Annotated in this window: 12 protein-coding genes; 3 read left to right on the top strand and 9 right to left on the bottom strand. The window is 35.7% G+C overall.

The window, feature by feature from the left end; translation table 11 throughout:
* Nucleotides 1-116: 116 nt before the first annotated feature.
* The 5 genes from CP368_RS01300 to CP368_RS01280 all read right to left on the bottom strand — a co-directional run bounded on the left by CP368_RS01300 (nt 117) and on the right by CP368_RS01280 (nt 4,689).
* Entirely contained in the window at nt 117-1,322 is a 1,206-nt protein-coding gene (locus CP368_RS01300) for a L,D-transpeptidase family protein (RefSeq protein ID WP_098045668.1), read from the bottom strand.
* A gap of 80 nt (nt 1,323-1,402) precedes the next feature.
* Entirely contained in the window at nt 1,403-1,960 is a 558-nt protein-coding gene (locus CP368_RS01295; RefSeq protein ID WP_087176709.1) for an ECF transporter S component, read from the bottom strand.
* Nucleotides 1,960-2,787 (bottom strand): pyridoxamine kinase, encoded by an 828-nt coding sequence (locus tag CP368_RS01290; protein WP_098045667.1) that lies wholly within the window; start codon nt 2,785-2,787, stop codon nt 1,960-1,962. The genes CP368_RS01295 and CP368_RS01290 overlap by 1 nt, the downstream gene beginning before the upstream one ends.
* 65 nt (nt 2,788-2,852) lie before the next feature.
* Nucleotides 2,853-3,950, bottom strand: a complete 1,098-nt coding sequence (locus tag CP368_RS01285; RefSeq protein ID WP_098043694.1) for a serine hydrolase — start codon at nt 3,948-3,950, stop codon at nt 2,853-2,855.
* A 124-nt stretch (nt 3,951-4,074) separates the two neighbouring features.
* Complete coding sequence (locus CP368_RS01280; RefSeq protein WP_087235555.1) at nt 4,075-4,689, bottom strand: sugar O-acetyltransferase; 615 nt, start codon at nt 4,687-4,689, stop codon at nt 4,075-4,077.
* Nucleotides 4,690-4,789: 100 nt separating this feature from the next.
* Here CP368_RS01280 and CP368_RS01275 point away from each other — a divergent pair, with 100 nt between their 5' ends.
* On the top strand, nt 4,790-5,422 hold the full coding sequence (locus tag CP368_RS01275) for a phosphatase PAP2 family protein (protein WP_098043692.1): 633 nt from the start codon (nt 4,790-4,792) through the stop codon (nt 5,420-5,422).
* 230 nt (nt 5,423-5,652) lie between these two features.
* Here the strand turns inward: CP368_RS01275 and CP368_RS01270 are convergent, their stop codons facing one another.
* Together CP368_RS01270 and recQ are read right to left on the bottom strand one after the other, a co-directional pair.
* Nucleotides 5,653-6,102 (bottom strand): flavodoxin, encoded by a 450-nt coding sequence (locus CP368_RS01270; RefSeq protein ID WP_098043691.1) that lies wholly within the window; start codon nt 6,100-6,102, stop codon nt 5,653-5,655.
* 92 nt (nt 6,103-6,194) lie between these two features.
* Nucleotides 6,195-7,967, bottom strand: a complete 1,773-nt coding sequence (gene recQ, locus CP368_RS01265) for a DNA helicase RecQ (protein ID WP_098045666.1) — start codon at nt 7,965-7,967, stop codon at nt 6,195-6,197.
* Between the two features lie 96 nt (nt 7,968-8,063).
* Between recQ and CP368_RS01260 the strand changes: the two genes are divergently transcribed.
* Nucleotides 8,064-9,404, top strand: a complete 1,341-nt coding sequence (locus CP368_RS01260; protein WP_098036295.1) for a TrkH family potassium uptake protein — start codon at nt 8,064-8,066, stop codon at nt 9,402-9,404.
* A complete protein-coding gene (locus CP368_RS01255) occupies nt 9,397-10,080 on the top strand; it encodes a TrkA family potassium uptake protein (RefSeq protein ID WP_087176153.1) in 684 nt (227 codons plus the stop codon). The genes CP368_RS01260 and CP368_RS01255 overlap by 8 nt, the downstream gene beginning before the upstream one ends.
* A gap of 64 nt (nt 10,081-10,144) precedes the next feature.
* On the opposite strand, the gene CP368_RS01250 is transcribed toward CP368_RS01255, so the two are convergent.
* Nucleotides 10,145-11,404, bottom strand: coding sequence for a methionine gamma-lyase family protein (locus tag CP368_RS01250; protein ID WP_014918875.1), 1,260 nt, complete (start codon nt 11,402-11,404; stop codon nt 10,145-10,147).
* A gap of 15 nt (nt 11,405-11,419) precedes the next feature.
* On the bottom strand, nt 11,420-13,516 hold the full coding sequence (locus CP368_RS01245; RefSeq protein WP_098045665.1) for a putative ornithine decarboxylase: 2,097 nt from the start codon (nt 13,514-13,516) through the stop codon (nt 11,420-11,422).
* Nucleotides 13,517-13,668: the final 152 nt, after the last annotated feature.

Raw genomic sequence — 13,668 nt, 5'->3', positions numbered from 1 at the left:
TCCCGAAAGGCATCCTAAATCTCACAGCCGTTTACACAAGTTTTTATACTGAACCGAAATAAAACAATAAAAGACCTGCAGAATTTGATATTCCGCAGGTCTTATTTTTATCTCAATTATTCATAAATAATAACTGGTTCATTCTTAGAAATGTTATTCCAAACTTTTCTAATCTCGCTAGGCTTAACATTGACACAGCCATGTGAGCCACCTCTTAAGTAGGCCTTCTTACTCCAATTGGTTCTCCAACTAGCATCATGGAAACCACTACCACTTAAAGTAAATGGCATCCAGTATTTAACTGGTGAAGCATAACTTGAACCATCGTCATTGGTACCACGCAAAATACTTGGAGATTCCTTGTAGTGAATGTACCAAACACCACGTGGAGTTTGATCACCCTTGCTACCTTCCATCGTACCAGTAACTACATTATCCAAATGTGCAGCTAACTTACCTTTTCTAACAAGCCAAACCTCTTGCTTCTTTAATGAAACAACTGCATAAGTATTGCCGATTTCATGATTACTCTTACCGTAACCATGAGCGTAAGTACTATAGCCTAAACCATAAATTGCATCAGCACCATCAAAAGTGGTTTTCCCATCTGCAAAAGCTTGTAAGATCAAACGACGAGCCTTTTTAACATAAACACCCCAGCCCCAAGTCTTATTTTTAACGGTAATTGTCTTACCCTTAACCTTATTACCAGTAGGAACCGTAAACTTATAGCTTTTATGCAAAGTGGAAACTTCTTTATCAATTTGGTTTAACTTTTCAGTTAATTTAGATGTATCGCCAAATTGATATTTGCCATCTCGGTAGCTAACATCATTTAAAAGATCCTTGGCCTTTAACTGATAACTCTTGCCATTAATTTTGTAAGTCAATTCAGCCTTCTTTAACGCATTCAACTTCTTCTTAGCAGTAGCTAAATTTTTAGTAGTAAAATTATAGGCTTGATCTGAAGGCGTCTTAGTTTGTTGCTTTTTAAACAGTGCTTCAGTTTCTGCCTCATCGATTGTCGGTGCGGTCGTATTATAGCTATAAACCAATTTTTCATTTCTTAATTGCACATGATTTTTAGCTTTTTTATTTACTTTGGCAGTTGCCTTAGCAACAGTTAATTTGCCAACCTTCACACCATCGATTTTAACATTTGGATTAAAGTGTGTTCGTGCATACTTCTCCGCTGCAGCTTGACTGGCTACACGATGATTGTGAATACCAAAACCTGCAATAATGCCGACCACAACTAAAATACCAATTATTAATATGATTAGATTGCTTCGTTTATTTTTTCTTTTTAGATCCTCGTTCATACTATTCTACCTTTATTCCCATAAGTAAGCTAATAGTTTAAATATAGCACCCAAGAACACATGTGTAAAATCTTATGTTTTTATTTGGCTTTTTTCATGATAACTCTCGTCGCATCCTTCAATGCAAAATATAATATTGGCGTACAAATTGCAGTTGAAATTGAGTTAATTACGGTTGCAGGCAAACTTACAAATGCACCAATATATGCTACTTGCAAGCTCGTTCCTACCATTAATGCTTCAACAATTGAAACGCAATATGTAGTAAAAATTTTAGTCACACCGGCAACAATACCTAAAATGATAATATTCTTCTTACTATCTTGATAATTCATCCCTTTAAAAATTAAGCTCAAAACTGTCGCAACCACAACAACTTCAAGCATAGTGAGCCATGATGTAGCAGCATAACCATTTAATAAATCAAAACCACCTAAACCAATAATTCCGGCAATCATCCCATTGCGATAACCCAAATAAAGAATAGCTACTGCCGTCAAAGTATTGCCAAAATGAATAAATGGTCGACCTACCATAGCAGGTACAGGAATTCGTAAGACCCAGATACCAATATAAATAATTGCTGCAAATAATCCGGTAAAAATCAATGCTTGTAAAGAATTTTTATCTGTTTTCATTATTTTCTATTCCCCACCTTTTCTAATAGCCAACTTAATCCTGCCGCATAATTCGGCCCTAAACGCGGATCCTGCTTAGTAGTATTCAAAATAGCTCGTTCCACAAAATCAGCCGCAATAGAGCAACTTTCTTTTAAACTATATTGATGCATAAATGCCGCTAAAAAGACACTTGTAAAAATGTCGCCGGTACCAAAGAAGCTTCCTGGCAATCTTCTCTGGGTTAGTGACCATTCTTTTCCTTCAGTAATGCCCACTTCTCCGATTTTTTCATCTGACAAATCTATTCCAGTGATAATTACATTAGGAATATCAAATTTAGTCGATAATTCTTGCGCTAAACTTGTAGCCGTTTGAATGGAATTCTCTTCTGCTTTTTTTCCTAATAAAAATGCAGCTTCAGTCATATTTGGCGTTAAAATTGTAGCCTTAGTAACCAATTGCCGCATTTTTTCAATATACTGCTGGCTTAAGCCACGATACATTTTGCCATGATCCGCCATTGCCGGATCTATTAAAATAATTTTTTGACTAAGTAACTCTTTATTTTGCAGCCAAAAATCTAATGCATTTTCACCTAAATAACCTAAATACGCTGCTTTAAAACTTATATCTAATTCTTGCCAATGTTTAGTGATTTGAGTCATTTCATGACTTAAATCTAAATATGTATTATTGCCAAAACCACCAGTATGCGTTGATAAAATTGCAGTCGGTAATACAGTGGGCTTCAACCCACATGCACCCAAAATTGGCAGGGCAACACTCAATGAAACTTGCCCCATACATGATAAATCTTGACTGATTAATACTCCCCCATCAATCATTTTTTACTCCAATCAAAAAATCCTGCTATTAGCTTAACATAGTTAATAGCAGGAAACATTAAAATTTAACGTGCATTGAATGTATTTGGCTTGATATGATTTAAAATTTGGTAACCAATTGCTTTGTTTCTATTTTCATCATTTTGAGTTTGATTTAAAAACATGATTAAACCATTTTGATTATCAGATGTCATTTGAATCCAATTACCAAAGTGAGTGTTGTATAAGTTACCATATGCTGACTTCAAGGCACCGTTATTCTTGATATACATACCACCTGAATAACCATTTGGAGATTTAGAACTCAAGTTAGTCATGTAATTATACTCGGTTTTATTCAAAATCTTTCCATTTGTAAGTCCAACTTGAATACGGTAGTAATCCATTGGTGTAGAGAACAAATTACCTGCACCAACTAATTGAGAAGCTTGTTGTTTTTTAACATATTGTGCCCATTGATAATTTTTCCGATTCCAGGTATAAGAAATACCATCAGTCATACCAGCAGGAACATCTTCCAAGAAGTAAGTTCTCTTTAAATTAAGTGGATTAATAATTCGTTCTTTAACATTATCTTTATATGATTTGCCTGTAACTTGACGAATAATTCCTGCTAACAAAATATAGTTGGTATTATTATAAGAAAAATTGCCTGGTTTATTTTGACTAGTAGAATTTAACTTATCAACCACCCAATTGATGGCACTAGCTTCAGAAACTACGGACCCACGGTTAACTTCCGTGTCACTAGCCTTAAGTCCTGAAGTGTGCGTCATCAAATTACCAACGGTAATATCTGATGAGCCCTTTAAGTTGGGATACCAAGTTGAAATTTTAGTATCTTGATTAAACTTTCCGGCATAGATTAATTGTGTAATCATTGCAGCCGTAATTACCTTTTGCAATGAACAAACAGGATAAACAACCTTTCTATTTCCAGCACCAAGACGCTTGCCATAATAGCCATAGCCATAACTAATTTGTTGTGGATGACCATCTTTAATAATTACGGTAGTACCTCGTGCATAATAATTAGCCAGTGTACTTCTAACAAAACTACGCATTTCAGTTTGATTATAACTTGCGGCATTTACTTGATTAGCGGCTGCTAACCCACCTATTGGTAAAGAGGCAGCCACAGTAAGTGAAGCGGCTGTTTTAATTAATGCCTTTCTTAAATTAATTTTTTTCGTTTTAATTCCCTCCAGAATCGATCAGTTCTTTATAAAATATATTAGCATTTATTTTTTTCAGTGAAGTTACAGATTAGATAAAAATTATTCATAATTAATATGGATAGTCATCTAAATGATCTTTTTCCGTAATTTTGCGGATAACTTTAGCTGGAACTCCCACTGCTAAGGAATTATCTGGAATATCATGCGTAACTACAGCACCTGCTCCAATTACACAGTTGTCGCCAATCGTCACTCCTGCACAAACAGTAACGTTGCTGGCCAACCAGCAATTATTCCCTACCTTAATAGGTGCACCATATTCAATATCTGCCATTTTGCCATCTGCTTGCATTCTAGGATTTCTTTGTTCAGGTAGTAAGGGATGCAAAGGTGTAGCAAAAGTAACATTAGGGCCACACATCACATTATCACCAATGGTAATTGGACAAGTATCCAGAATCGTTAAATTAAAATTAGCATAAAAATGATCACCTAATTTAGTAAAGCGACCATAATCTACCTCGATCGGTCCTTGCAAATAAACCCCTTCTCCGTGATCCGGAAAAAGCCGATCAATAATAGCTTTTCTTTCTAACTTATCTTCATCAGTTGTCAAATTATAATCTCGTGATAAACGATGTGCCAAACTAGAAAAATGTCCCAATTCTTCGGTATCAGGGCGATATGGTTTACCAGCGAGCATGTTCTTAGTATTTTCTTCCATAATTATTTTTCCGCATTCTTTTTAATTTTTTGATCATTAATAATAATTATATGATATACTCGTTACTGTTGTTAAAAAATAATATATTAAAGAGGAAAAAATGCAAAAGAAAAATATTACAGCTATTTGTATTGGATTGCCTGTCTTTTTGATCTTGGCAATCTCAATCATGATTCATGCCAGCTGGATTAATGGTTTTGACAATTTCTTTGAACAAATTGTTCATACCATTCCTAATCTACAAGGCATTATGAAAAAGATTACTTTTTTAGCAGATACTAAAGTTGATTTAGTATGGATGATTTTAATCGCCATTATTTTATGGATTAAAAAGCAACGCCCTCTTTCGCTTAGTATCGTAATTACTTTAATTACTGCAGATGCTTTTGGATGGGTGGTAAAACACATTATTCAACGTGCCCGCCCTGTGCAACACTTGGCCGCAGATGATGGCTTCAGTTTTCCTAGTGGTCACACATTAGGAATGGCAATTATCGTCTTTTGGTTAATGATGATTTTAATCCCAGCATTAGTAAGAAATAGAACTGCCAAGATTTGGTTGAATGTTTTATTAATCGTTTGGCTGATTTTAGTCATGATTTCAAGAGTATATCTTTATGCTCACTTCCCATCAGATGTTTGTGGCTCTGTTGCTCTTGGAGCAATGTGGGTTGGCATTATCGATGCTATCTGGGATAAAGTTACTCCTAGAACTTCTAAAAATAACTTTTAAAACCAAAACGCTAGTTTTCTAGCGTTTTTTTATGCACAAAAAAAGTCACTAAGGAAAATGTCCTTAGTGGCTTTTCTACACCTTCAAATTTCTTCCTATCAGCAAATGCCATAAGAGACATCTTGCCTAGCCTTTTCATCCTCGGAGCGCTCATCACACGCTCCGCTATTATGATAACAGATTAAATAAGAAATATAAAGTGGTTTGTTTTGATTTTATTGAAACTAAAATTAATTTACCCATTCAGTGATTTTACTGTCATTTTCAGCTACGCCAATCACATTTAAATCTTTAGCCCATTCTTTAAAGTGGTTAACATATGCCTTGCGATTAGCTCCTGCGGAAGTAAAGAATGAGGCTACTTCTCCTTGATATCCCTTCATTTGATCTAATAAGGTCTTGATTGGAGTTGCTGGATAGCCTGACCAAACAGGACTACCAATTAAAATTAAATCATAATTATTAAAATCAATATTATCTAGCTTAATATCTGGAAAACTATTGGCTTGGATTTGATCTAAAGCGATATCATTGGTTTTATATTGATCCGCATCAAAAGTGCCGTCAACAGCATCGACTTCCTTAAGATCACTATCTGAAATTTGAGTATGAATCTTTTCTGCTAATTTCTTAGTATTGCCCGACCATGAATAATACAAAATTAACGTTTTCTTAGCCATAATTAGCCCTTCCTTTAATTATTTTATAGATATAAATAACCTTATAATCATAATTTACCAATTATAGCCGCCAATGTAAAAAGAATAACCTATTAATTTATAAATTGTCTAATTACATTAAGCATTGTGTGACCATATTTTTTCAATTTAGCTTGACCAACACCACTTACCTCTAAAAAATCATTTTCATTTTGTGGCTTAATTTTGGCCATATCATGTAAACTACGATCCGAAAAGATCATAAATGCAGGAACTCTTTGTTTTTTAGCTAGTTCTTTGCGTTTTTCTCTCAAAGCGTCAAATAGACTCACATTTTCATCTTCATCAAAAATTTGCTTCTTCTTTTGAATCTTACTGATCCGCCGTTTTACTATAGCTTTTCCATCTAAAACATCCCAGCCGCGGTTAGTTACATGGAGCAAAGGGTATTTTGTCCCTTCAATTTTTAAATATCCAGAGGCAATTAAATAGTCAATCAAACTTACAGCCTCTTTTTGACTGACTTTTAAGCTATTAAAATGTTCGTATTGCTCCGCATGCATTTCCTGCATCCGCTGATTAGTCGAACCAACTAAACATTGAGCTACGACATTTTTACCAAAACGTCCATCAAGTTCATAAACTAACGCAATAACCTTTTGGGCATCAGTAGTGATATCTTTCAAATCACCTTGATTAAGACAATTTGAACATTTACCACAAGGCGGACAATCTTGACCGAAATAGCGCACAATAAATTGTTGCAGACATTCACCGGTATTTACGTAATCAGTAATCGCCTGGAATTTTTGATATTGTAATTCCTTATATTTTTGATCTGCATCTGATTCTTCAATAAAATAGCGATACTGGTGCAAATCCCCTGGATGGTAAATCATCACTGCTTCACTTTCTTCACCATCTCGGCCGGCTCGACCAGCTTCTTGATAATAGCTTTCAATGTTGCGAGCACTTGATGCATGAACTACAAAGCGGACATTACTTTTATCAATTCCCATACCAAAAGCGTTGGTCGCCACAATTACTTGAAATTCATCAAATTGAAACGCCTCTTGCACTTGTGATCTTTCTTTTGCATTCATCCCGCCATGATAAGCGCCTACTGAAATTTCTTTTTTAGCAAGATAATCCGTTAAAGATTCAACTTTTTTACGAGTATTAGTATAAATAATCCCGGCTTCATCAGGATGAGCCTTAATGTATTGCGCAATGTAAAGCTGAGTATTTTGCGGAGAATTAACCACCTTAAAACTGATATTGGGACGAGCAAATGAAGTAATAATAAAGTTCTCTCGTTGGATATTTAACTGTTGTCCAATATCATCTTGAACTGCTGGAGTGGCGGTTGCCGTCAATGCTAAAATATTCGGCTTACTTTTAAGAGAATTAATTCCTTCAAAAATTTGTCTATAAGCCGGGCGAAAATCGTGGCCCCACTGTGAAATACAGTGCGCTTCATCCACTGCGACCAAATCAACATCCAAGAAGTTAAGCTGATATCTAAAATAATCTATCGTCAAACGCTCAGGCGTAATATAAATTAGTTTGATTTTTCCCTCATATGCCTGACGTAAAATAGGATTTACTTCTTCTTGCGGGGTGGTTGAATTCAATGCCGCGGCGTTAATACCATTTTGTTTTAGAGAATCAATTTGATCTTTCATTAAAGAAATTAACGGTGAAATAACCAGCGTAATACCAGGATTCATTAAAGCAGGAACTTGATAGCAAAGCGATTTACCTGCACCTGTTGGCATAACTGCCAAGACATTTTTTCTATTTAAAATTAAATCAATTACTTTCTTTTGACCGGGACGAAAACTAGAATAGCCAAAAGTTTGTTTTAAAATTTGTTCTGGATTCATAAATTTTCCTAACTTATTTGAAACATTTTCTTTATTTTAGCAGAGTCCATTAAGGATTATAATTGAAGTATTATATGTAAGAAAGAAGGAAAAAAATTGATACATCTTTTTCATCGACGTATCACATTCTCGCTCGCTTTAACTATTGGTTTTTTAACTCTGATAATTATCGGAAGCATTTTATTATCACTACCTTTTGCAAATAAAGCGGGACAAACAACTAATTATTCTGATGCACTTTTTACTGCTACTTCAGCGGTTTGTGTTACAGGATTGAGTACAGTTACAACAGCAACACAATGGTCATTCTTTGGTCAATTAATTATCATGATTCTGGTCGAAGTGGGCGGTTTAGGGTTCATGACTTTTGCAGTTATGCTCAGTAATTTTGCTCATCAACGAATGAGCTTAGGCGCAAGAATGCTAACTGGAGAAGCATTAAACCTTAATCGTCCTTCTCAACTTCGAATAGTACAATTGATTATTAAACTTTCCTTGGTCGTTCAACTGATAGGGGCAATATTACTCTTTATCGCTTTAAAGCCGCGATTAGGGATAGGAAAAGGTATTTGGTATAGCATCTTTCATTCGGTAACAGCTTACTGTAATGCAGGATTTGATTTATTCGGACCATCTCTTGAACAGTTTAATAATAATCCCTATTTTCTAACTATTATTATGCTTTTAATCGGTGCTGGTTCATTTGGTTTCTTAGTATGGCGTGACTTGTTAACATATCACATTCATCATAAGCTTACCTTACATACTCGATTGGTATTAACAGTTGGCATAATTATTTTAATATTATCAATAATCGGTTTCTTAATTAGTGAACAAAATCTTAAACAATTTGATGGCAATCTCAACGCTGTTCAGAGATTTTTCAACACATTATTTTTGGCAGTAACGCCAAGAACAGCTGGTTTTGCTTCAATTCCTTATACTAAGCTTAGTGCAGCTAGCATTGTAATTACTATTATCTTAATGTTCATTGGTGGAGCTCCTGGATCTACTGCGGGTGGTGTTAAAACGTCAACAATAGGGATTTTATTCTTACAGAGTTTAGCAACCTTTACTGGAAAAGAAGCATCATTTTCTCATCGTCGCTTCACTCGTAATAATATTAATCGTGCCCTAACCCTATTTTGCTCTGCAATTTTATTAATTATTTTTGCGACACTATTGCTAACTATGACGCAACCACTCTCACCTCATAATGGCATTATCGAAGCAGTTTTTGAAGCAGTTTCTGCATTTGGTACCGTTGGATTAACTCTCGGTCTTACTCCACACCTTAATTTATTTGGAAAAATTATTATTATTGCTTTAATGTTTATCGGACGAGTTGGCATTTATACTTTTATGTATTCTATTTTCAAATCTCATCCTGCTAAACAAAGTTATCGTTACCCAGAGGAGGAAATTATCATTGGCTAATTTACATCAACAACAAAGTTTTGCAGTTTTTGGTTTAGGAAAGTTTGGCATGGCACTGACCATGGCGCTTTTACAAGCTGATCAAGATGTTTTAGTAGTAGATTCAAATGAAGAGGTCGTTAATGATGTCGCTCATTTGGTTACACATGCTGTAATTGCTGACGCCACTGATGAAGAGGAATTACGTGATCTTGATATCGGTTCTTTTGATCACGTTTTCGTTACTATGGGCGAAAACGTGGAAGGTAGTATTATCACTACTATGTTAGCTAAAAAGATTGGTGCACCAGATGTTACTACCCGAGCTAATAATCATAATCACCGTTTAGTTCTAGAAAAGATCGGAGCTGATCACGTCATTGAACCTGAACAAGATATGGCCAGACAATTGATTTTTCATCAGCTTCATCCTAATGTCGTCAACTATTTCAATCTTTCTAAAAACGTATCTTTAGTCGAAGTTAGCGTTGAAAACCCTAGCTTTTTTAACAAATCATTAGGTGACTTGGACTTCCGTAAAAATTACGATGTGAACATCATCGGCATTACTCATAATGGTAAATTGAATCAAGTTCCTCTTGCTACTGACATTATTAATCCGCATGATCGGATCACTTTGATAGGGTCAAATGAAGCCGTGCAGAAGATTAATGAAATTTTACAAGAAGATAAATAAATATAGAGCATTACAAAAAGCCTTGAGAATTTCTCAAGGCCTTTTAATTTGGTCAAAACTTTATTTACTTATAAAAGGTTTCTTCAACGGCATGCGTAATCGCAATTTTATCATGTGCATAAGACAAACCGCCTTGAATATAAAGCATGTATGGATCACGAAGTGGACCATCTGAAGAAAGTTCAATAGTTGAACCTTCGACAAATGAACCTGATGCCATGACAACTTCATCTTCATAACCATCTTGGTGATATGGAATTGGATCAACAAATGAGTTCATTGGTGAGTAGTGTTGAATAGCCGCACAGAATTTAACCATTGGGTCTGGTTTACCAAAGGTTACGGTTTGCACAATGTCGCTTCGTGGATCACTCCACTTTGGTGATACTTGCATCCCCATTTCTTCTAACAATGCAGCTGTAAAGACCATTCCTTTTTGTGCTTCACCAGTTGTATGTGGTGCCATGAAGAATCCTTGGTAGATATCACGTAAATAGCCCCAAGTTGCGCCTTCACCTTTACCAGCACCAGGAACAGTTAAACGCGAACCTGCTCCATCGATTAAGTCTTGACGACCAACTAAGAATGCGCCACCCTTTACTAAACCAGCACCCGCATTTTTGTAAAGTGAACCTGCCATCATATCTGCGCCGTAGAAAGTTGGTTCTTCACATTCAGAAAATTCACCATAGCAGTTATCAATAAAGATGTTAACATCAGGACGAACTTCCTTGATGAACTTAAGCATCTTTTTGATTTTGTCCATAGTAAAAGTTTTACGAGTTGCATAACCCAAAGATCTTTGAATGGCTACTACTTTAATTGACTTGTCTTGCAAATCTTTTTTAGCATTTTCATAGTCAACTTCGCCATTCTTTAATTCAGTTGTCTTGAAATTGATGCCCCATTCCTTCATGTTGCCTGGTTTATTACCAGCAAGACCAATTACTTCTTGGATCGTGTCGTACGGGGTACCTGTCAAATAGTAAAGAGTATCGCCTGGGCGCAACATACTAAAGAGACCGACAGTGATGGCATGAGTACCTGAACCGAATTGTGGTCTAACTAAGGCATCATCAGTCTTGAAATAATCGGCATAAATATCTTCGATCTTGTCACGGCCAATGTCGTCGTAACCATAACCAGTTGAAGGCACGAGATCTTCTTCACCAACATGATGCTTTCTAAACAAATCAAGTACACGTTGTTGATTATATAAAACTTGTTCATCAATCTCATCAATGCGAGGTTGGATCATTTTTTCTACTTTAGTAACTTTATCACTTAATTCTTGTGGTAAATTTTCTTTCCATGAAAAACTCATTTCTTACTCCTTAATTTATCTATCCTTGATAACTTCAGCTTGCACTTTTATGCTGCCATCTTCTTGTGGTTCTAAGTAAACGCCCTGAATTTCTGGTACAAAGCCTGGAAATTTTTCAATCGCATGAGCCAAAACTTCAAAGTATTTTTGATCGATCTCTCCCCACTTTTCACCTGGTGCAACGATAAAGACTCCTGGTGGATATGGCAAGGCACCCTCAGCTGCCGTTCTGCCCACTACATCTTCAAGATCAACTAATTCTGTTTGATCTTTCTTAAAGAGTTGGTCAGCTTCAGCCGGTGTCATTTGGTAATTTTGCATATTAGGCTTAGCAAACAACTCTTGCTGCAGGACAAAAGTTTTATTTTCTTTATAATACTCATGCATTTTCTGGCAGAGCTGCTTCAACGTATAACCATGATAACGCTCAGGATATTCTTGATATAAAAATGGTAAAACATCCTTTACCAAAGCATCTTCATCATAATACTTTTCAAACTTTAAGAAGGCATCCAGCAAAGTATCTAATTCTTCTTGTGAATCACCAGGTGTTAGAAGAAACAGCAAAGAATTCAAATCATTTTTGGCACGAATAATATGATTTTCCATTAAAAATTCTGCAACTACCGCACCAGGAATACCGGTTTCTTCATACTTAGCATTTTTGACATCAATGCCCGGAGTTTTAACTGTAATCTTGAGTGGATCGATCATAGCTTCACCACTGCCCATTTTTCTAAAGCCATGCCAATCGTCATCTTGACTCATGTTCCAGTATTTAGCTTCATTCATTAAATCAGCAGTAGGAATTTCAGCAAAATTGTCAGGTACTAATGGCTTAAATAATTTAGATTGCTTTAATAACTTTTGGCGCCATTCAATGCCCATGCGTAGGGTGTCTGCCCACCACTTTTTGTTTCCTTCACCAGCAGTGACATAGGAATTTACTGTAAGGGATGCATATAACGGATATGCATATGAAGAAGTAACAAACTTCAAATAAGCATGATTGAAATGTTTGTGGTCCACATAACACTTTTGCCCTTTAATATGCGAATCCTTTTTCAAAATTTGTGAAGCTTGAGCCATCCCTGCTTGTTGCTTATGCAAGGATTGAGTTACTAAAATTCCCGGATCATCCGGTCCCAGATTTAAAAGAAGCGGTGACAAGTGTCTCATAATTGGTACAAATTCTTCAAACCCGCCCCAAGCACAGTCAAACAAAATATAATCGCAAAGTTTACCAATTCGATCTACAATCCATTTTGCATCATAGAATACGCCATCATAGGTTTCTGCCTGCACTATTGCTAATCTAAATGGACGCTTAGCCTTGGCTTTTTCTGGATCAACTTTTGCTACTTCAGCTCTAATTTTGTCTTCAGTCAAAAAGTCAGGATCCATCTCACCAATCAGCCCCAAAGCATTACGATCAGTTGAAATGTAAACCGGCTTAGCACCGCTCATGACCAATGCGCTGTTATACAAGGACTTGTGGTTATTACGATCAAATAAAACCAAATCTCCTTCAGATAAAAGTGCGCTGGCACAAATTGAATTAGCACTAGTTGTACCGTTAGTACAGAAGTAAACCTTATCTGCATGATAAGTTTTTGCAGCTAATTTTTCAGCATCAAGTGGTGTACCTGCATGAGTCATAGTATCACCCAGCTGAGGCACAGTATCACTAGTATCAGCAAACATTAAATTCTTACCAAAGAACTTATTGAAAACAACACCTGCTGGATGCTTATCATAATACTGACCATTATGGTGACCTGGGGTAGTAAAACTAATCGGTTTTGCCTGCGCAAAATTAATTAGATCAGTCAAAAAACCTGGCACCATTTTCTGTTCATAATTTTTTGCCAGATCAACAATTTTTTCTCGATCAGCTGTTGAAACTTGCCTATCAACTTCAATTATTGGAATGGAAAAGCCAGATTGATCTCTTAACGCTTGGGCTTGCTTTTGCGCATTAGGATCTTTATTTTGAATTACAATTGCAGCTATTTCTGCACTATTTTTAACTCGATCAATAGGAACTGATTCCCAATTTTTTATTTTGCTTAAATTAACGCCGCTTCCGAACGCTATTTTCAAAAAATCCATGCTTTTCCTTTCCATTTTTATTACAAATTACGAATTCAAGTTGCAAAACTTAAATAATTCTTTATAATCTTTTTACAGTATTATGTAGTTTCTGAATCACTTCACAAATTACGGTACATATTATATAAATATTGGAGGTTTTAAACAAGTGC

Source organism: Lactobacillus sp. UMNPBX17, assembly GCF_002553735.1.
In the GTDB taxonomy this organism is placed as follows: domain Bacteria; phylum Bacillota; class Bacilli; order Lactobacillales; family Lactobacillaceae; genus Lactobacillus; species Lactobacillus gallinarum.
The sequence above is the reverse complement of the archived record's forward strand: the minus strand, read 5'-3'. Positions and strand labels throughout refer to the sequence as shown.